The sequence below is a fragment of the Microcoleus sp. PH2017_24_DOB_U_A genome (genome assembly GCF_020738205.1).
Lineage (GTDB): Bacteria > Cyanobacteriota > Cyanobacteriia > Cyanobacteriales > Microcoleaceae > Microcoleus.
This window is the reverse complement of record NZ_JAEQCT010000067.1, coordinates 25476-45599: the sequence shown is the minus strand read 5'-3', so window position 1 is coordinate 45599 and position 20124 is coordinate 25476. Positions and strand designations below refer to the sequence as shown.

General features: G+C 48.9%; 13 protein-coding genes and 1 pseudogene. 7 read left to right on the top strand and 7 right to left on the bottom strand.

Annotated elements, in window-relative coordinates; all coding sequences use genetic code 11:
- The first annotated feature begins 695 nt into the window (after positions 1 to 695).
- Positions 696 to 1082 (top strand): DUF4347 domain-containing protein, encoded by a 387-nt coding sequence (locus tag JGK07_RS19380; protein WP_293291005.1) that lies wholly within the window; start codon positions 696 to 698, stop codon positions 1080 to 1082.
- A pseudogene (locus tag JGK07_RS33230) lies at positions 1058 to 1213 on the top strand (DUF4347 domain-containing protein); the annotation flags it as partial. The gene JGK07_RS19380 and the pseudogene JGK07_RS33230, both read left to right, overlap by 25 nt.
- A 656-nt stretch (positions 1214 to 1869) precedes the next feature.
- Here the strand turns inward: JGK07_RS33230 and JGK07_RS19375 are convergent.
- A complete protein-coding gene (locus JGK07_RS19375) occupies positions 1870 to 2064 on the bottom strand; it encodes a hypothetical protein (RefSeq protein WP_293291003.1) in 195 nt (64 codons plus the stop codon).
- Between JGK07_RS19375 and JGK07_RS19370 the strand changes: the two genes are divergently transcribed.
- Positions 2054 to 8029, top strand: coding sequence for an Ig-like domain-containing protein (locus JGK07_RS19370; RefSeq protein WP_293291001.1), 5976 nt, complete (start codon positions 2054 to 2056; stop codon positions 8027 to 8029). The genes JGK07_RS19375 and JGK07_RS19370 overlap by 11 nt on opposite strands.
- A 532-nt stretch (positions 8030 to 8561) precedes the next feature.
- Here JGK07_RS19370 and JGK07_RS19365 read toward each other — a convergent pair.
- Positions 8562 to 9479 carry an SH3 domain-containing protein gene (locus JGK07_RS19365; RefSeq protein WP_293177852.1) on the bottom strand — a complete coding sequence of 306 codons (918 nt, stop codon included), beginning with the start codon at positions 9477 to 9479 and terminating at the stop codon, positions 8562 to 8564.
- A gap of 591 nt (positions 9480 to 10070) precedes the next feature.
- On the opposite strand from JGK07_RS19365, the gene JGK07_RS19360 reads away from it, so the two are divergent.
- A complete protein-coding gene (locus tag JGK07_RS19360; RefSeq protein WP_293177849.1) occupies positions 10071 to 10517 on the top strand; it encodes a hypothetical protein in 447 nt (148 codons plus the stop codon).
- Positions 10518 to 10844: 327 nt separating this feature from the next.
- On the opposite strand, the gene pheS is transcribed toward JGK07_RS19360, so the two are convergent.
- Entirely contained in the window at positions 10845 to 11849 is a 1005-nt protein-coding gene (gene pheS / locus JGK07_RS19355) for a phenylalanine--tRNA ligase subunit alpha (RefSeq protein WP_293177846.1), read from the bottom strand.
- Positions 11850 to 12184: 335 nt separating this feature from the next.
- On the opposite strand from pheS, the gene surE reads away from it, so the two are divergent.
- Together surE and JGK07_RS19345 are read left to right on the top strand one after the other, a co-directional pair.
- Positions 12185 to 12991, top strand: coding sequence for a 5'/3'-nucleotidase SurE (gene surE, locus JGK07_RS19350; protein ID WP_293177843.1), 807 nt, complete (start codon positions 12185 to 12187; stop codon positions 12989 to 12991).
- Between the two features lie 126 nt (positions 12992 to 13117).
- Positions 13118 to 13516 carry a hypothetical protein gene (locus tag JGK07_RS19345; protein ID WP_293152109.1) on the top strand — a complete coding sequence of 133 codons (399 nt, stop codon included), beginning with the start codon at positions 13118 to 13120 and terminating at the stop codon, positions 13514 to 13516.
- Between the two features lie 582 nt (positions 13517 to 14098).
- Here JGK07_RS19345 and JGK07_RS19340 read toward each other — a convergent pair.
- Both JGK07_RS19340 and JGK07_RS19335 read right to left on the bottom strand, forming a co-directional pair.
- Positions 14099 to 15322, bottom strand: coding sequence for an LL-diaminopimelate aminotransferase (locus tag JGK07_RS19340; protein ID WP_293177840.1), 1224 nt, complete (start codon positions 15320 to 15322; stop codon positions 14099 to 14101).
- A 214-nt stretch (positions 15323 to 15536) separates the two neighbouring features.
- The gene (locus JGK07_RS19335) at positions 15537 to 15860 is read right to left on the bottom strand and encodes a co-chaperone YbbN (protein ID WP_293177837.1); all 324 of its coding nucleotides are present in this window, start codon (positions 15858 to 15860) and stop codon (positions 15537 to 15539) included.
- Positions 15861 to 16005: 145 nt separating this feature from the next.
- On the opposite strand from JGK07_RS19335, the gene JGK07_RS19330 reads away from it, so the two are divergent.
- Entirely contained in the window at positions 16006 to 16755 is a 750-nt protein-coding gene (locus JGK07_RS19330) for a biotin/lipoate A/B protein ligase family protein (protein ID WP_293177834.1), read from the top strand.
- Positions 16756 to 17010: 255 nt separating this feature from the next.
- On the opposite strand, the gene JGK07_RS19325 is transcribed toward JGK07_RS19330, so the two are convergent.
- On the bottom strand, positions 17011 to 17799 hold the full coding sequence (locus tag JGK07_RS19325) for a DUF928 domain-containing protein (RefSeq protein ID WP_293177831.1): 789 nt from the start codon (positions 17797 to 17799) through the stop codon (positions 17011 to 17013).
- 47 nt (positions 17800 to 17846) lie between these two features.
- Positions 17847 to 19805 (bottom strand): adenylate/guanylate cyclase domain-containing protein, encoded by a 1959-nt coding sequence (locus tag JGK07_RS19320; RefSeq protein ID WP_293224092.1) that lies wholly within the window; start codon positions 19803 to 19805, stop codon positions 17847 to 17849.
- Positions 19806 to 20124 lie beyond the last annotated feature (319 nt).

The following is a 20124-nucleotide window of genomic DNA, read 5'->3' as shown; positions in this document are numbered from 1 at the left end:
CTGACACATCTTTTGCTGCTAACCTGATGTTCAATGTGGAAATTGTGCGATCGTTTCATGGCCTGTGGCTGCGGACAACCGATCGCTACAGCATAAATTAGTGTAACTTGTCAACTCCCACTTGTCTTAATTTGCCTGACATTCTGTAACTTTTTGTATGGTTTAGCCTTGGTTCTGAGCTTTTTAGAGATGAAACCCTATTAAGTAAAGTTCGTGGCAATGTCAACTCCCACAAGTAGTAAATCCAAGCTACAATCAAAAAATTTTCTAATTCTCGGAAATGTTTTTTTCAGTGGATTTACGGTCAAGATTTCAGAAAAAATTACACTCCCAACTGTACTGAGAAGCATCCCGTTACCGGAATCACTGCCTTTTTGTCAGCAATACGTAAGTAAGTGCCGATCGCAATCTCAAGGTTATGGGATTAATTTCTTTTCAAGAAAAATACTTGAGTGGCGCAATCAAAACCAGATAATGCTTGCATATCTAAGGGTGTAGTGATTTATTACCTAGGTTAATGCGCGAAGCTGATACAGCATTGTCTATCCAATCCTTCCCTCACATCTTAACTTCAACAAAACACGTAAGTGTTTAATTTATTTCGTAAATATAATTTACAGTAAATTTATATTTCCGTGTATATCGAATGTTCTCAAAGGGGGTAGTTTAAAACTAAGTAACTAAATCAGCGAACTATGAAAACGAGCCCCAATACGTCGAATGTGTCAGCCGTAAAAATACGCAAATCTACTAATATTACCACTACCAACAACTTATTTTTTAAGCCAGCAAACTCTACAGCGTATCTAGAATCGAAAACATATCTAGTCGTTGTTGACTCCCGAGTAGAAAACTACGAGGAATTGATCCGTGGAGTCAAACCCGGAAGCGAAGTATTGGTGCTCGATCCAACCAGAGATGCGATCGCACAAATCACCGAATTTTTGGGGCATTACCACAGCATCAACAGCCTGCACGTAGTTTCTCACGGCCGAGAAGCAGCAGTCGCGATCGGTCGGACAGAACTGAATATTGATAACCTAGAAAACCCGGTAGCATTTTACTTTATGGATGTAACGTAGCTGTCGGCGAATCGGGCATTAAATTCATACAAAAACTCAGCGAATTAACTGGAGCAAATATTGCTGCTTCTAACAACTTAACTGGGAGTGCAGCACTAGGCGGCGACTGGGAATTAGAAATTACCACAGGACAAATCGATGCCGAACTAGCCTTTAAACCAGAAGTCTTAAAAACCTACAATCATGTCCTCGGAACATTAGTTACCGAAAGCTTTCAAAATCCCACAGCATTAGGGCCTTGGATCTACGGAACTAGCGGCGGTGCAATTCAACCGGGATTAACCTCAGGTAGCGGCCCCGGCATCATTCCCAGTTTAGGGCTGGGCGATCCTCCGGGCAGTGGCGCTTTAAGATTAACATCGAATGCGAACAACCAAGCAGCTTTTGTCATCTACAACAACCCAATTTCTTCGACTGACGGCATCAGAGTTGCCTTTGATTTATTTGCCTATGACGGCACCGGTGCCGACGGCATTAGTTTCTTCTTAATTGACGGGGCTGCTACACCAACTCAAGCAGGTGGATTCGGCGGTTCTCTCGGTTATGCTCCCAACAACAGTTCTGGTATACCGGGGATTGTCGGAGGTTATTTAGGTGTTGGATTTGACGAATATGGCAATTTTTCAGATCCGAGTGAAGGGCGTTTAGGTGGCCCGGGATCGATACCTGATGCGGTAGGAATTAGAGGCAGCCAAACCGGAGGATATCAGTTTTTAACTAACAATGTAATTCCCGGCGGCATAGATAATCCTACCGTTACCGATCGCACTCTTGCCAGAAAAAGAGTTCAAATTACTTTACAACCGTCTACTCCCACAATACCCAGCCGTTTTTTCGTTAACATCGACTTAAACGGCGACAACTTATTTAACGGCCCGGGCGAAAGTGCGATCGACATCCCAAATTTGGCGGCTGTAAATGGCACAATTCCGCCGACTTTCAAATTTGGTTTTGCTAGTTCGACAGGGGCAGTGACCAACATTCACGAAATTCGCAATCTCAGCGTTGAAACTGTCACAGCACCTACCATCTCAGCCGATATTGCCACGGTTAAAACTGGCCCCGCATTTGCCCTACCCAACAGCAGTATTACTTACACCATTACGTCCACCAATAACGGGCCCAACGACGCTACCAACGTCCTGATTCAAGATCCCCTGCCTCCGGGCTTAACTTTCAGCAGCGCCGATAATGGTGGGATTTTCAACCCGACAACGCGGAGTGTCAGTTGGCCAGTGATTTCGACTCTGGCTAACGGTGCCAGCGTTACCCGCAGTATTACCGTGACTGCACCTGCCACAATCGGATCGGTAACTAACCTGGCATTTAGCAGCAGCAGCACTTTCGATCCCAACCTGATTAACAACACCGGTGAAGGGATAGTATCTCAAGCTACAACTGCGATCGTTCCGGCTACAGCCGACATCATCACCTCAAAAACAGGCCCGACAACAGCCGTGGCTGGATCGACGGTCACCTATACAATTACCTCACAAAACAGCGGGCCGAGCAGCGCTACCAATGTGACGGTAACAGACGCTTTGCCCGCAGGCTTAACTGGAGTGACAGCCTCCGACGGGGGCAGTTACAATCCTGCCACAGGTGTTGTCACTTTCCCGGCGATCGCAACTTTGGGCATCGGTGCGGCTAACGCCGTCAGCCGCACAGTCAGCTTCAGTACCCCAAATACCGGCACTGTCATCGACATTGCCAGGAGTACAGCCGAAACTCCCGATCCCAATAGTGCCAACAACAACGGCACGGCTGCGATCGCTCAAGTCAGCACCACGATAACGAGCAGCGCCGACGTAGTTACCACCAAAGCAGGCCCGGCATCTGTCACGCCCGGAGCCACTGCCACTTATACGATCACCGCCCAAAACGTCGGCCCTTCGGCAGCCGCCAACGTTTCCATCACCGATACCCTGCCTGTGGGCTTAACCGGAGTGACAGCCTCCAACGGTGGCACTTACAACCCAGCCACAGGTATTGTCACCTGGACGGCGATCGCAAGTTTGGCAAGCGGGGCAGCCAACGCCGTCACCCGCACAGTCAGCATTGTTGCTCCTGCCAGCGGCACAGTCGCCAACACCGCCAGAAGCACCTCCGACACCGCCGATCCCAATACTGCCAACAACAACGGCACGGCTGCAAACGCGCAAGTCACCACCACGATCACTCCCAGCGCCGACGTAGTTACCACCAAAGCAGGCCCGGCATCGATCGCGCCGGGAGCCACTGCCACTTATACCATCACCGCCCAAAACGCCGGCCCTTCCAGCGCCACCAACGTCGTCATCACCGATACTCTGCCTCTGGGGTTAACGGGAGTGACAGCTTCCAACGGTGGCAGTTACAACCCTGCCACAGGTGTTGTCACTTGGACGGCGATCGCAAGTTTGGCAAGCGGGGCAGCCAACGCCATCACCCGCACTGTCAGCGTTGTTGCTCCTGCCACTGGCAGCGTTGTCAACACTGCCAGAAGCACTGCCGCCACCGCCGATCCTAACAGTGACAACAACAACGGTACGGCTGCGAACGCTCAAGTGACAACTGCGATCGTTGCCGCGAACCAACCTCCGGTAGCCAATAACGCCAACAGCGCGATCGCACCCAGCAGCACCGTTTTACTGACCGGATTGGGAGGCACAGATCCCGACGGGACGATCGCCTCCTTCACCATCAACACCCTACCGCCAGCAGCCCAAGGAACCTTGTTTCTGGGCAATCCCGCGTCTGGGGGAATTGCCGTCACAGCGGGTCAAACTCTCACACCCGCTCAAATCAATCAATTATTTTTCCAAGCGACCAACTCCTTTGCCGGAGCGAACTTCACCTACAGCGCTACCGACAATCAAGGCCTCACCAGTCCCGGCACCGCTACCGTCTCTGCGGTACTGCCGACACCCAACAAACCTCCTGTAGCCAACAACGCCAACATCAGCCTACCTCCGAACAGCACAGCCAACATTGTCGGACTCGGAGCAACCGACCCCGACGGAACGATCGCCTCCTACACAATCAACACCCTGCCGACAGTCGCTCAAGGGGTGCTATTTTTAGGCAATCCCGCCTCTGGGGGAATTGCCGTCACCGCAGGTCAAATTCTCACGCCCGCTCAAATCAATCAATTATTTTTCCAATCTACAGGCACTTTTACCGCAGCCAACTTCAGCTACAGCGCCACCGACAATCAAGGCGCTACCACCCCCGCCAGCGCTAGCGTTGCCGCCGCCATTCCAGTACCATCGCCAACACCCGCACCGGTCAACAAACCTCCGGTTGCCAATCCTGTCAACAGCAGCCAGCAGCCCAGCAGCACCGCTTTATTGACCGGATTGGGAGGCACGGACTCCGACGGGACGATCGCCTCTTTTACGATTAACACCGTGCCACCTGTCTCTCAAGGGCAGCTATTTTTAGGCAATCCCGCCAGCGGAGGCGTAGCGGTGACACCCGGCCAAGTTCTGACTCCGGCACAGATTCAGCAACTATTTTTGCAAGCCACAGGCAACTTTACGGGAACCAACTTCAGCTATACCGCCACCGACAACGGCGGTGCCACCAATGCTGCTACCGCAACTGTAGCGGCAATCCCTCTGCCAGTGCCGACACCAACTCCTGCACCGGTGCCGACACCAACTCCTGCGCCAGTGCCAACACCGACTCCTGCGCCAGTGCCAACACCGACTCCTGCACCGGTGCCAACACCAACTCCTGCACCAGTGCCGCCTCCCAACCAGCCGCCAGTTGCCACAAATGTCAACTTCACTGTTCCCCCCAACACCAGCCCGCGAGTTCCGGGATTGGGAGGAACTGACCCCGACGGGACGATCGTCTCTTTCACCATCAACAGCCTGCCCCCAGCAGACCAAGGACAGGTATTTTTAGGAGATCCGGCCAACGGAGGCGTTCGACTCACACCCGGTCAAGTTCTGACTCCGGCACAGATTCAGCAAATATATTTCCAAACGACGGGCAGCTTTACGGGAGCCAATTTTACCTACAGCGCCACCGACAATCAAGGCGCCACCAGTCCCGCCAATGCTACAGTTACCGCTTTGGTTCCGGTGCCGAACCAACCGCCAGTTGCCACAAATGTCAACTTCAGCACTCCGCCCAACAGTAGCAGGTTAGTCACGGGATTGGGCGGAACCGACCCCGACGGATCGATCGCCTCTTACACCATCAATACTTTGCCCCCAGCAGACCAAGGAGTCCTATTTTTAGGAGATCCCGCCAACGGAGGCGTTCGCGTCACAGCCGGCCAAGTTCTGACTCCCGCACAGCTTCAGCAAATATTTTTGCAAACGACGGCCAACTTTACAGGAGCGAATTTTAACTACAGCGCTACGGACGATCGCGGTGCTACCAGTCCCGCTAATGCTACAGTTGCTGCCATAGCTCCAGCTCCGGCACCGACTCCAACTCCGACTCCGACTCCGGCGCCAATTGTTCTCAACCAACCTCCAGTTGGCATAAATGTCAACTTCAACATTCCGCCCAACAACAGCGTGCGGGTTCCAGGATTGGGAGGAATTGACCCCGACGGGACGATCGCCTCTTTCACAATCAACACTTTGCCACCGGCGAACCAAGGAACACTGTTTTTAGGAGATCCTGCTAACGGTGGGATAGCGATCGCACCCGGTGAAATTCTCACTCCCGGACAGATTCAGCAACTGTTTTTCCAAACGACGGGCGAATTTACGGGAGCCAATTTCACCTACAGCGCCACCGACAACGGCGGCCTGATTAGTCCCGGCACCGCTACTGTTGCTGCGATTCGCCCGACGACCAACTTACCGCCATTGGTGAACAATGCTAACTTCAGTATTGCTCCCAGTGGCAGCGCCCAGGTTCCGGGATTGGGAGGCAGCGATCCCGACGGGTCGATCGCCTCTTACACGATCGACACCCTGCCCCCAGCCAACCAAGGAGTTCTATTTTTAGGAGATCCAGCCAACGGCGGCGTTCGCGTCACACCCGGCCAAGTTCTAACTCCGGCACAAATTGAGCAATTATTTTTCCAAACCACAGGAAGTTTTACGGGAGCCACTTTCAGCTACAGCGCTACAGACGATCGCGGCGGCATTAGTCCCGCTACCGCTACTGTCGCTGCAATCTTGGGGCTGGTGGCGCCAACACCAACCCCAATATCAAATCCGATCGCCGAACCAGATACCGACTGTCTGTGCGAACCCATTGTAGAAAAACCAGGAATTAACTTTGCACCGCCGCCACCAGCGCCCGGAGTTCGATTTGTCCGGCCAATTTCGCAACTGGGAGAGGGACAAACCACCAAAGGTACAGACGGCAATGACTCGATCGCAGACAACAAAGGCAACCAAAAAATCATCGGTTTAAAAGGGAACGACCTGATTTTAGGCAAAGACGGCGCCGACGAAATTTACGGCAATGAAGGCAATGACAGGATTTTTGCGGACACTGACACGGATATTGCTTACGGCGGCGAGGGCAACGATATCATCCATGCCGGCAAGCAGAACGACTGGATTGCAGGCGACTTAGGCTCTGACACCCTGTTTGGAGATGAAGGTGCCGATACGATTTTGGGAGATAACGGCCGCGATAACTCTAGCAGCGCTGCGGACGATCGCGATTTGATCTTCGGAGGTAACGGCGCAGACATCATTAACGGCAACGAAGGCGACGATACCATCCATGCCGGCAAAGGTAACGATCTTGCCCTTGGAGGCAAAGAAAATGACATCATTTCGGGCCAAATCGGCTCCGATACGTTGATTGGGGGCACCGGCAATGACACCTTGTTTGGCGGTTTCAACGGCAACACAGACTTCGATTCCCAGGGACGCGACTTGCTCTATGGAGGCGACGGCAACGACTTCCTCAGCGGCCAAGAAGCCAACGATACCCTGGTTGCAGGCAAAGGTAACGATCGCGCTTACGGAGGTAAAGGCAATGACCTGATCTACGGTCAATTAGGCTCTGATACCCTCTACGGCGGCGCAGGCAACGATACTCTGCTAGGCGACAAAGGCGGTTCCAACTCAGTTAACGGTGCTAGCGAAGGAGATTTAATCTTTGGCGACACCGGCAACGACATCATCGCCGGTGGCAACGGCAATGACACCGTGCAAGCAGGCAAAGGCAATGATTGCGTTTGGGGTGGCAAAGAGAATGACTTGATTTGGGGCGAATTAGGCTCCGATACCCTTGTCGGCGACAGTGGCGATGACACGATATACGGTGGCGCTCGCAGTCGAGTTCAAGATGTCAACGGCCAGGACTTGATCTTTGGCAACATTGGTGCTGACGTACTCTTCGGCGACGAAGCTGACGATACCATCAGTGGCGGTGAAGGCGATGACAGCATTTACGGCGGTAAAAATAACGACCTCATTCACGGAGATCTTGGCAACGACAAGATTTACGGCGGTGACGGCAGCGATGAGCTCTGCGGTGGCGAGGGCAACGATACCATTTATGGCGATCGCTCCGATAACCGGGCTGTCTCGGTGGGCGCAAACGACCAGCAAGACTGCATCAATGGCGATGCTGGCGATGATTTGCTCTACGGCAATGAAGGGGAAGATACCCTGAATGGAGATGCTGGCACCGATACCCTAATTGGCGGTAAGGATAACGACTTGCTCAATGGGGGTGATGGTGATGACTGGCTGTTTGGTGGCTTGGGCGACGATACTTTAATCGGAGGTATTGGGAGCGATCGATTTGTCTTGGGTGCTGACAGTGGTACTGATACTGCGATCGGCTTCGAGGCCGGTGTCGATAAGTTTGTTTTGACTGGCGGCCTGAGTTTCCAGCAGTTGCAATTGAGCACCACTCCTGACGGTACGTTGCTGCGAGTCGCAGGAACCGATCGGGTTTTAGCGAATCTGGTGGGGATTAATGGGGCGATCGGCTCCTCGGATTTCCTGTCATCAATTATCTTGCCTTCTTAGGGTTATAATTCAATACGGTTTACTTAAGAAAAATCTGACTTGCCCAAAATGGCTATATTGCCAGAAAATCGTCAGATAAAATTCATCAAAAGCATTAAGTAAACCGTATTGAAATACAATCCACTCCATCAAGAGAAGAGTTTTGAACCGTATTGGGGCGCTTTTGGCGCAGAGGCAAGAGTATTGCGAAAGTTTTGGAAAAAAACCTTTTATCCCTCCCCTCTCTGTGTTCTCTGTGTTCTCTGCGGTAAAATCTTCTTAATATCTACTTCACCTCTTTATAATCCAAAAATCGTCAGATAAAATTCATCAAAAGCGTTAAGTAAACCGTATTGGGTTATAATTGGTCGCGAAATTACCCTCTTCTCATAAGAAAACGCCACAGCAACTTACAATTTCTGTGGCGTTTCGATAATTTTCAATAATCTAAAACTCGACTGTAGCAAGGTTTGTAGTAAGGACTTTAGTCCTTCTTGAATGTGGGCTAATGTCCTCACTACAAACCAAATTCGATCTGATAGAACTCAGAAGTTTACTTGCACATGATCAAGTTTCCAGCCGAGATGAATCCCGGAACAGGGGCTGAAATCTCAACCCAATTGCGGTCTTCTCCATTCTTATCTTTGACTAACTGGAAATTCGGCACAAGCGTTACTTGACCGTTAGCGGGTACGCCGCCTTTAACTGTCGCAGTCTTTGAAGGCTCCGCACGAATAGCTAAACCTTTCGGTGCTACGCGAGGTTCTACTTGGCGGCACAGGCTGACGGGGCCCGTTGTTGGTGCTGGTGTTGGTGCTGGTGTTGGCGCAGGTGCTGGCGCAGGTGCTGGTGCTGGTGTTGGCGCAGGTGCAGGTGCTGGTGCTGGTGCAGGTGCTGGTGCTGGTGCTGGACTTGGGGAAGGTGCTGGTGCAGGTGCTGGTGCAGGTGCTGGCGCTGGCGCTGGCGCTGGTGCTGGCGCTGGCGCAGGTGCAGGTGCAGGTGCAGGCGCAGGTGCTGGTGCTGGTGCTGGTGCTGGACTTGGGGAAGGAGCTTGACTAATTGTGCACGAAGCTAAATTAGCCTCGTTGTTCGGGTATCCGGTAGCTATATACCCTTTTACGGGAGCGGTAATTTGAATCCAGAGGCGGCCGTCGGAGGCTTTAACAGAAGTAGCGCCTTGGAACAGCGTTACCTGAGTATTCATGGCTACACCGCCAACTCTCACGGATTTGGGGTCTGGGCTCTGGCGAACTGTCAAACCTTCTTTGGGAGTTACTTTGCGGCAAAGCGTGTCAGCTTGGGCGATTTGAAAAGTAGCGCTGTCTTCAAAGGAAATTTTTTCAGCATCCTGACTGGTAGTGGATGCTGGTGAGGTGGCAACACCGATCGCAGTCGCCTGCACACTTCCGGCTACAATGGCGATCGCGCCCAGCAATGCAGCGGGTTTGTTCCAGCAATTCAAGTTTTTCATCCGTTCAACTCCTCAATCTAATCAAAACCATTATCTTTATTGCTGGTCAATATAGCAAAAAAAGCGATTTGTCTTCCAGAAAAATACTGTCTATAACAGAATACTGCCTGCAAGTCAATTTTTATTTGTATAAATTAATGCAGCGTAAGATTTAAGCGAGGAAAAATTAAGCTGCTGCACCTGTAAATTGCTCGTTATGGTAGAACCCGAGAAGGCGAGAGGGAGAGAGGGAGAGGGGGAGAGGGGAAGAGTCAACCGTCTACAGTTCACATGTGTGGCAGGCGATCGCACTTTACCTTAAAATTACCGCAAAGAGCGCCAATCGCTAGCATTAGTTGAAGTCCCCTAATCGCGGCTGTGGAGTCAATTTTTGAATAGCAAATAACAAATCTAAAATAGAGTGTTGAATCCCCAAATCTCGGCTGTGGAGTCAAATCTCAAATCTCAAATCGACTGACGTTTTTTGCTTCAATCTATCAAAAGACGGATTTTTTCTAAGAAGTGGGCGCAGGATAACCTCTATCTGGAGAATGGTTTAGCCGATCGCGCCAATCGAGTACAAATAGGATGTTATATCTCATTTTGTACTCTATGAAACTGAATTATTTTACCAAACGGCTTTCGACTCTCGGGCGCTATCTGGCTGCAACTGTGCTTTGCGTGTCAGCGATGGCATTTGCTTGGCAGGGTGCATTTTTCTCGAACACCGCAGCAATGGCCTCTCTTGCTGTAAGCTCGATCGCAGCAGCAGATATAGGCGATAAAGTTCAAGACAAAGCCAGCACAGATGCCGGAAGAGCCAAGAACTTCATCCGAGATACAGAAGAGAAGGTGAAGGAAACAGCCAAGACAAATGCTGCTAAAGTCGATCGAGCATCAGAAGATGGTAGTGTAGTCGAGCGCAAAGCCAAGAAAGATGCAGCTACAATTGAGAAAAGAGCAGAAGAAGATTCAGCTCGCACACAGAAAGCAGTAGATAACACAAAGAATGCTGTGGAGCGCGCTGTTGACAGTATCAAAGGTGCTTTTAGCAAGTAGAAAATAAATCATACTCAGTAGGTTTGTAGTGAGGACTTTAGTCCTTCTTTTCCCGAGGACTTTAGTCCTCACTACAAACCAAGCTTACGGCGCTCGCTCTCTTCGGACAGGATATTAGGTTTTTTCGCCTTGTCAGGTCGATCGAAACTCAAAACATCGATCTACATTAACCAAAACCCCTACAGTCAGAGTAAAACCCAGGGCGGTTTTATTGTCGTCAGACAAATTAGGTACGTTGTTGCGCTTCAGCGCTCTTTCTAATATTAGCTAAAGAGCGCTGAAGCGCAACAACGTACCTTCAGAGTAAAACCGACCTCAAGCCACTACTTAAAACTGCCGCAAAAATCGTAAATCGCTAGCATAAACCCGGCGAATGTCATCAATTTCATAAAGTACCATAGCGAACCGCTCCACCCCAAAACCGGCTGCAAATCCAGTATACTTTTCTGGATCTAAACCGACTCCTTTAAGAACATTAGGATCTACTACACCGCAGCCCAAAACTTCCAGCCATTTGCCGTTCCACTGCAAATCAACTTCAGCAGAAGGTTCTGTAAACGGAAAGTAACTCGTGCGGAAACGAATCGGCAAATCTTGCCCGAACATTTGTCGCAAAAACTCTTTAATTGTGCCTTTCAAGTCAGTAAATGTCAGATTTTCACCAATAGCTAAAAGTTCAATTTGGTGGAAAACTGCCGCGTGAGTAGCATCAACAGTATCGCGGCGATAAACGCGGCCGGGAGAGACAATCCGAATCGGCGGTTTGTGCTGTTCCATGTAGCGAATTTGCACGGATGATGTCTGAGTCCGCAGCAAGTCGCCACCTGGCAGGTAAAATGTATCTTGCATATCCCGCGCCGGGTGGTCGGGCGGAGTGTTGAGCGCCTCGAAGTTGTAATAATCTGTTTCCATTTCCGGGCCGTTGGCGACGGTGTAGCCGAGGCCGACAAAAATATCGAGAGCGCGGTCTATGACGGCGTTTAAGGGGTGAATTCGACCTTGAGGGCGAAAAATCCCCGGCATGGTAACATCAAGGGTTTCTGAGGCTAATTTGAGTTCTATTTGGGCGGTTTGGAGAGCGGCGCGCTTGTCTTCTAAGTCGGCTTGTAGGGCTTCTTTTACGGTATTGGCGATCGCGCCTACTTTGGGCCGCTGATCTGCCGACAGTTTGCCCATCATGCCTAAAATTTGAGAGAGTTGGCCTTTTTTGCCTAGGTAGCCAAGGCGTAACTGTTCGAGTTGTTCGAGGGTATTCGCACTTGCGATCGCACTTTTGGACTCTTGGCCCAGGGTTTCTAGTTGAGTTTCAATGTCGCTGAGCTGGACAGTCATTTTGATTTTAGATTTTAGGTTTTAGATTTTAGATTGATGGCGATTTTGGGCCAAGCTGAGTTTAGCGCAATTTTGGTGTGGCTGACTTGTAGATTTTAGATTGATCGCTGGGGAGCATCTCATTTTTGTTTGCAAAAAACATTTCTTTTTACAACAGTGCTGTCCCCGCTCGCTTGGTTCTATAAGCAAGCGAGCGGGGACAGCACTGTTAAAAGCAAAACTGAGATGCACCCGGTGGCTGCTTAATGCGTAATAGGTAATAGATAATTGCAAGTAAAACCGATCGCCCTACTTGAATCTAGTTTAAGATTATTCTCAGGCCTCTAAAAATTTCAATGAAACTTTTAATTAGCAACGACGACGGCATCTTTGCACAAGGCATCCGCAGCCTCGCCAACGCTCTCGCCACCGCAGGCCACTCTGTGAGCGTAGTTTGTCCCGACAGAGAGCGCTCCGCTACCGGACACGGCCTTACACTGCACCAACCCATCCGCGCCGAAATTGTCGAATCTGTTTTTGACCCCGCCGTCAAAGCTTGGGCTTGTTCGGGTACTCCCGCCGACTGCGTTAAACTAGCTTTGTGGGCTTTACTTGACAAACCGCCCGATTTTGTCCTTGCTGGCGTCAACCACGGGCCGAATTTAGGCACGGACATCATCTGTTCGGGGACGGTTTCGGCTGCGATGGAAGGAATTATGGAAGGCATTCCCAGCATTGCTTTCAGCCTCGCCAGCTATACTTCGCAGGAATTTGGGCCGGCGGTGGATTTCGCTGTCACCTTGCTACGACAGTTGGAAAAACAGCCAATGCCAAAACCGACACTGTTGAATGTCAACATACCAGCAGTCTCACAAGCAGAAATTACCGGAGTTGCGATCGCCCGTCAAGGCATTCGCCGCTATTTCGACATATTTCAAAAGCGCACCGATCCGCGCGGCAAAACTTATTATTGGCTGGCTGGGGAATTGTTAGAAGATGTGGAAGAAACCTCCGAATCGGCAGTTTGGCATGATATTCCTACAGACGTACAAGCTATTCGCGACAATAAAATTACCGTTACTCCGCTGCAATACAATCTCACCTGTGTTCCCGATTTGCACTCGTTACGAGATTGGCAATTTGAAAGTTTTCCCAAGCAGTGAGCTCCGATCGACCCGATCGCCGCTGTAAACTAGGAATTAAGGATAAAGTGCCTATGAAGGTATATGCCCTAGGCGTTAACGCAGGCTCTCAATTGGTTGTTGGTTTTTTACTCAAGAAAAGCAGTTATGAACGCTCCCACCTATAACACTCATTCTGTCACTTGCCCGATTTGCAACCGTTCCAGCGTCGTGGGCCCAGTCGGAATGGTCAGCGGACTATTCACCTGTCCCCACTGCCATTCTCATATGGTAATTAGCTGGAGCGGCCATTTTGTCCGCGATCCTTTTAGTCTCAAACAACTGACGGTGGGAAAGATGCTCAGGCGCGAGAGCAGGCCGTTAGCTCGCCTTCAGCGGGACTTTGGGCTGGGCAAGCATTTTCCGTTACTGGCAATTTTGGGAAGCGTGGTATTTTTGGGATGTGCGATCGCAGCTACAGAACAATCGCTACCCCGACAGAGTTCATTTCAAGGATTTTTAGAGTGGGTGAGCGGAACTGGCAATTCCCAAGATGTCTCACCTTAACATTTCAACATAAATTGTGACAGATATTACTGGTAAATATCTATTCCGTTAGGTAGAGATAACGAGAGAATACTTACGCATTCCGACTGCTGGAAACCGGGTTTTTAGGGTTTTGATTGGCTGTAACGAAGTTTTTTTGTGAAAAACCCGGTTTCTGATTAGGTGTGCCTCAGTTCTAGCATTTTCAACTTATACCAATTCCCAGGAGTAGGGCTACTTTTAAGAATTGTTCAACAGTTGACAGTTGACAGTTGACAGTTGACAGTTTGAGAGCGACCTCTACCTAGAAGGAAGAGGATTGGAGTAATGAATAGTCTGATTTTAATTTCTTCCTCACTCGCTTTCTTGCTTTCAACCAATTCTTTCTGGTAATTTTTCGTTAGTTTCATCTACTTATACTCAGGCTGCGGACTGAAGTCCGCACTACGAACGAATCTTACTGCGGTTAATTGAGCCGGCACGAGATGATTTAATAAATCTTGGATTGATAAATTAACCGCAGATATAGGTAGATAAACGCAGATAAACGCAGATAATTTCAAGAGAGGAGAGTGCATGAATACAATCTTTTTAACTGAGCAATTAATTGAGAAATTCCGCAATTTTTCTAACCGCTGCTTCCAAAATTTCAGGTGACTCAACTAAGGCAAATCGCACGTAGCCTTCTCCTGATTTCCCGAAACCGGCGCCGGGGGATGCTGCGACTCCTGTACTCTGTACTAGCTGAGTGCAAAATTTCACCGAATCCGACGCCCAAGGTGCTGGTAGTTTCGCCCAAACGTACATGGTGGCGGGGGGTACGGGCACTTCCCAGCCGATCGCCCTTAGCGCATTTACAAAGGTATCCCGGCGTTTTCTGAAGGTTTCGACGCTGGTGGTGACGCTATCTTGGGGGCCCGTTAATGCCGCGCTGGCTCCGTTCAAAATCCCTAGATATTGGTTGAAGTCTACGGCGGCTTTTACTTGTCGCAGGGCTGTAATTAGTTCGGGATTGCCGATCGCATATCCAACTCGAAAGCCTCCCATATTGTAGGATTTTGATAGCGTGAAAAACTCGATCGCCACACTCTTATCTCGATCGGCTTGAAAAATCGACGGCGCCATCAATTTACGAAATTCCTGGATATCGGAGGGCGGGCGCGCACCATCCACCGCCCCTACGGAATCGTCAAACACCAAATCCACATAGGGGAAATCGTGAACTAAAACGAGCTCGTGTTGGCGACAAAAATTCACTGCTTTCTCAAAAAATGCCAGCGGGGCGATCGCAGTTGTAGGATTGTGAGGATAGCTCAAAACCATCATCTTCGACTGAGCCAAAACAGGCATCGGAATATCTTCAAAAACAGGCAAAAACTGATTTTCTGCTAATATTGGCATCGGGTAAATTTGACCGCCCGCCAAATACACACCTCCCGCGTGGGAAGGATAGCCCGGATCGAGCAGCAAAGCAAAATCTCCGGGGTTGAGCACAGCTAAAGGCATATGCGCGGTGCCTTCTTGGGAACCAATTAGCGGCAGCACTTCTGTTTCTGGATCGACTGAAATCCCAAATTTTTGCTCGTACCAGGAAGCTGCTGCTTCCCGGAAAGAGCGGGTTCCGTTAAACAGTAAATAGCCGTGGGTGCTAGGATCTGATAGGGAATTGGCGATCGCATCTGTAATGTGAGCAGCCGCAGGCAAATCGGAAGAACCCAGAGACAAGTCGATCGCATTTTGTCCGGCGGCTCTTGCTAGAGCTTTTGCCCGATCCATATCGGCAAATACATTAAATTTTAGGGGTTGTAAACGTTTGGCAAATTGCATATTTTTTGTATTTTTCTTGATATTAATCAATCATTTAAAATTGCTAAAAACTGATTATTTTTGATGTTTTTCAGACATTTTTTTTTAACCGCAGAGAGCGCAGAGGGCGCAGAGGAAGAGAGAGATTGAAGAGAAAGGAGAGATGTTGAAAATTTATTGGGGATGGATCTAGTTGTGGGTGGGGAGTTGGAAACTCCCGAATCATTTCAAAATTTTATAAGTGACCTTCTAGCAAACCGAGCAATGTTTGTTTGGTAATAGCTCCTTCGTGGGAAAGGACTACTTCGCCATTTTTAAATAGTCTGAGTGCTGGGACTCCTTCTACTTTATACTGCTTGACAGTATTAGGATTGGGGTCAATTTCCATTTTAACCACTTTTAGGTCGCTGTAGTTGGCAGCCATCCAGTCGATCGAGGGCGCGATGAGTTTGCAAGGCCCGCACCAAGATGCCCAAAAATAGGCAAGCACTGGTTGCTCTGCTTTCAGGACTTCTGTTTCAAATTTTTCGTCGTTAATGACAATTACACTGTTGCTCATGGTTGTACGATGATTTTTCCTGATTATTTTTAAAGCACGGGCGGGCGTTAAACTTGCACCAAATTAAAAGACAGGCACAAAAAACTGTTTCTAATTTTAAAACATCCTGCGAACTTATTGAGTATAAACTCAGGAATGGGGGCTAATGGCTAATTCTGTATGGCGTTTAATTCCGCTGCTGTCGGCGTCTGGTAGGGTGCAGATGGCGATCGACAAATGGCTGTTAGAAAAGCATCTAGCGGGGGAAAATCCGCCAACTCTGCGATTTTACACCTGGGCACCGACGGCGATTTCCTTGGGCTACCACCAGCAGCGCTGGCCGGAATTTTGGCAGCAGCTATCTTGGGAGGGACAGCCTCTGGAGTTGGTGAGACGCCCTAGCGGTGGGCGCGCTGTGCTCCACCAAGGGGATTTGACTTATGCAGTTGTGGCGTCGGGATTTGAGAGCAGCCGCTTGAAAGCTTATCACACTATATGCGAGTTTTTGATTGAAGGTTGGCGGGCGATCGGTGTGGATTTGCACTACGGGGAAGCTGGGCGCGGTTACATTCACAATCCCAATTGTTTTGGTACGGCGACGGGTGCGGATTTGGTGACGGTTGATGGCTGCAAGTTAATTGGTAGCGCGCAATTGCGCCGTGGTGATGCTATTTTGCAGCATGGTTCGATGCGTTTGCAGCCGGATATTGGTTTGTTTTCTCAGGTTTTTGGGGAGGAATTAATTCCTGTGAAATTACCTCTATCTGAAGGGAGAGATGATTTGATTGCAACTGTAATTGATGCTTTGAGTGCGGCGGCTTGTCGCTGTTTTGATATTGATTTGGAGGTGCGGCCGCTTTCGGAGGAGGAATGGGAGGATATTTGGGAATTGACTCAAAAAAAATCTATTTGTTGATAGCTGAAAGAATTCTATAGAATTTAATCTGTAATCTCCTACAGGTCGATGCCGTGAAATTGTCGATTTTTTTGAGGGATTGTTGGTGGCGACGCACCCTACGAATACTGTTACTAAGAGGGCTGAAGCCCAACAACGTACCTCATCTTTTGGGAACAGCCAAGATGGCCGTTCCACAAAAGATTTTTGGTATCATGCTTGTGGGGTGGGCGCTCTTGGCAACACCCAAAAAGTTAAATTTAAATGCTGTAGAGCTTATGGTTTTGGCTCAGTTTGCACTTGGACGATCGGCTGTTTGGCAATTTTGGTCAATTTCACTGCATCTAGCAAGCTTTCCCAATCAGCATCCAGCATTGTATCCGAAGGGCGATCGCGACGAGCAGCAGCTAAATTGCTGAGAGCATCTTGCCAAATCCCATTTTCAGCATAAATAGCTGTTTTCCGCCGCGGATCTGCCTTTTCTAATTCACTGCGGATATCTGCACTGAGATCAACTCGCCGTATAGTACCAATTTCGAGCAGATCGGCAGATCTCTCTTCAGCCTCGCAAATCACTGTAAAATTCCAAGTGTATTTTTTGCCTACTTCCAAGGGAGGCACATTCTTGTTAGCGGGGATACTAACGCCGATTACTCCTGATAAATTGGCAACTTTGAGAGTCTGTTTATAAATCTGCTTGCCGCTTGGATCTAGTAGGATAAATTCGGCTGATTCCGCCCTTGTTGGAGGCAAGTAGAAAAAGAATGTTGGATATTCGGAAACAGTTCGTGAGATTTTATTTTGAGGGACTAAGCCTGTGAGATTTATTGCATTTAGCTCGCTGTTGCGACAGTTACCGCGCGTCGTCGATCTGGGCGATCGAGGGGGCGATTGCTCCATATCTTCACGGGGCTGAGCGAAGCGCGGCCCTCCCGGTACAGTATTGCGCGGCTGGCCCACATTATCTGGCGTTGGCTGTCCCACACTTGCAAATTGGCAAGCATTAAATGCTCCTATCAACAATATGGAACTAAAGACGAGGGATTTTAGTGTAAATTTAGTCATTTTTTTTCTAGGATTTGCATGATGTTTGTAAGATATGTTGTCTATTTTTACTTGGACGATCTTTCTCCTCCCAAGACGCGATAGACATTAACTTTTTGCTCCCTGCCTTTTAAAGGTAAAGCTCCCCAAGATTCTACCTCAAATTTTCCTTGAATATGCACTAAGGTTTCTTCGGCAATTAAAATGCGGCAGGTGTCCTCTTGCCGATCTTTTTCACAGCTTTCCAGGCGAGAAGCGATATTGACACTATCGCCGATTACTCCATATTCTAAACGGGTTTTGCCTCCCAAACTGCCCACCATTATCGGCCCTGTAAAAATTCCGACTCGCATTTTTGCCGACGGCAAACCGCGATCGATCCAACTTTGATTCAGGGCTGGTAAGCACGCACTTATAGCTAGGGCGCAAGATACCGCAAGGCGAGCATCTTCGGCAATTTCTTCGGGAGTTGTGCGGGGGATAGGAACACCAAATACAGCCAGCATTCCATCTCCAGTAAATTTATTAATCACCCCATGATGTTTTTGCACTTCCTCGGCCATTGCTGATAAATATTCATTTAACCAAGGCATTACTACTTCTGGGGATAATTTTTCGGAAATAGTGCTAAAGCCCTGTAAGTCTGTCAGGATCATTGTAGCAGTTAGTCTTTGCCCCGGCAATAGGCCCGACTGGAGGAGATGGACGCGCTCTTTCCACAGGGCATTGGCGATCGCCGGTGAGGTTTGCTGTCCTAATAATTTCATCACAATTTCTTGCTGCTGCTTTGACTGCTGGTACTTGTATGTGATGATAACTGCTGGGGCGATCAAAAATGCTAGTGTCGGTGAGGCCAGTGATATCCACCCCTGTTGAGTGAATAGAAAAAATGTGAATCCCCATAATATGCAGCCAAGCGCGATCGCGCTGACTATGAAATTGATCGTATTTTCTAGCCGCCAAGCTAAACAGCCGCCAACTGCTCCCCAAACAGCTATCCAGAGCATTTCTTGCCATTCATCCCAAAACCAAAATAGATTTTTGCCATCTAAAGCTGCGTTAATAATTTGGCTAGTTGCCGCTGCATGAATAAAGACTCCAGGCATCATGCGGTTGTCGCTGGCAGTGGCGCTGTAAGGGGTAGAAAAGACATCTTTTGTAGTTGGGGCTGTAACCCCGATTATCACTATTTTATCCTTCACCAATTCGGGGTCTAGTTTTCCCTCCAAAACTTGAGTGAGTGTCACGGTTTTTGCGGTATTTTCAGGAGAGCGGTAATTGAGCAAGATTTGATAGCCTCCAGTGTCAATTGTCTGATAACCTCCTGAGTCCGATCGCAGTCGCGAAAAGACTGTGTTTCCTGCTTTTATTTCTTGATCTTTTGTGAGTGTTGAAGGAATTTTTTTACTGTCAATATATTTGAAAGCCAGCCGGAGCGCAAATGAGCTGAGAGTTGATTGTCCGTTGGAACGAAAGATCAAGCTCCGGCGAATTATGCCGTCTGGATCGATTACTAAATCGTTAAATCCTATCCGTGCTTTGGGTATGTTGGGAGGTGGTAGAGCTCGATCGTACTCTGACTTGCCGATGAAAGTAATCGGGATGAGTTTGGGGTTTGTGAATTGAGCTGCCAATTCTGCGTTTCCTGGTTCGTAGGGGATATCGCGGATTATATCCAGACCAATAGCGACGGGTTCGAGACGCGCTATGGAGGCGATCGCACGAGCTAAAACTCCATCAGAGATTGGCCATTTCTTAAAAGTATGAATGTCCTGTTCTGTGACTGTCACTACTAGCAACCTCGGGTCAGGGCCTGCATCGGGGCGCAACTGTACCATCAAGTCAAAAGCCTTCAATTCCAAGGGCTGCAACCAACCTAAATGTCGCACTCCTAAGAGAGTTCCTGTCACGACAATGCAGGTGACGGCAAGAGGTTGTAAATCAGCGAAGGGTAAGGAAAAACTTAACTTTTTCCAACTACAACGTTTCTCTCCCAATTGATGAAATATCTTAAAAAGATTGGGCATAAGAATTTTTGTTTTAACCATCTTGGACAAAAAAATGTGCTATGTAGGCGGTCATAATTAACAGAACAATACCGTGGGTCATAAGTTCCTGACAGCAAGGAAATTAGCTTTTTAGGTTGAGTTTATTTATGCACGCCTATTTAGCAGAAATAATTGGTTTAAAGCCTCTCCCCCCATCGGGATAACTTTAAAAAAAGAAGACTATTCATTATTCCAATTCTCTTCCTTCTAGGTAGATGTCGCTATCAAGCTATCAAGCTATCAAGCTATCAAGCTGTCAACTGTCAACTGTCAACTGTCAACTGAATGAAACCTGAAA

Excerpts from the sequence above, each read along its gene's own strand:
- JGK07_RS19360 (WP_293177849.1), top strand. The coding sequence starts at position 10,071 with ATGAAACTGAATTATTTTACCAAACGGCTTTCGACTCTCGGGCGCTAT.
- JGK07_RS19345 (WP_293152109.1), top strand. The coding sequence starts at position 13,118 with ATGAACGCTCCCACCTATAACACTCATTCTGTCACTTGCCCGATTTGC.
- JGK07_RS19380 (WP_293291005.1), top strand. The coding sequence starts at position 696 with ATGAAAACGAGCCCCAATACGTCGAATGTGTCAGCCGTAAAAATACGC.
- JGK07_RS19330 (WP_293177834.1), top strand. The coding sequence starts at position 16,006 with ATGGCTAATTCTGTATGGCGTTTAATTCCGCTGCTGTCGGCGTCTGGT.
- JGK07_RS19365 (WP_293177852.1), bottom strand. The coding sequence starts at position 9,479 with ATGAAAAACTTGAATTGCTGGAACAAACCCGCTGCATTGCTGGGCGCG.
- JGK07_RS19325 (WP_293177831.1), bottom strand. The coding sequence starts at position 17,799 with ATGACTAAATTTACACTAAAATCCCTCGTCTTTAGTTCCATATTGTTG.
- JGK07_RS19320 (WP_293224092.1), bottom strand. The coding sequence starts at position 19,805 with ATGCCCAATCTTTTTAAGATATTTCATCAATTGGGAGAGAAACGTTGT.
- surE (WP_293177843.1), top strand. The coding sequence starts at position 12,185 with ATGAAACTTTTAATTAGCAACGACGACGGCATCTTTGCACAAGGCATC.
- JGK07_RS19375 (WP_293291003.1), bottom strand. The coding sequence starts at position 2,064 with ATGTTGGTCACTGCCCCTGTCGAACTAGCAAAACCAAATTTGAAAGTC.
- pheS (WP_293177846.1), bottom strand. The coding sequence starts at position 11,849 with ATGACTGTCCAGCTCAGCGACATTGAAACTCAACTAGAAACCCTGGGC.
- JGK07_RS19335 (WP_293177837.1), bottom strand. The coding sequence starts at position 15,860 with ATGAGCAACAGTGTAATTGTCATTAACGACGAAAAATTTGAAACAGAA.
- JGK07_RS19340 (WP_293177840.1), bottom strand. The coding sequence starts at position 15,322 with ATGCAATTTGCCAAACGTTTACAACCCCTAAAATTTAATGTATTTGCC.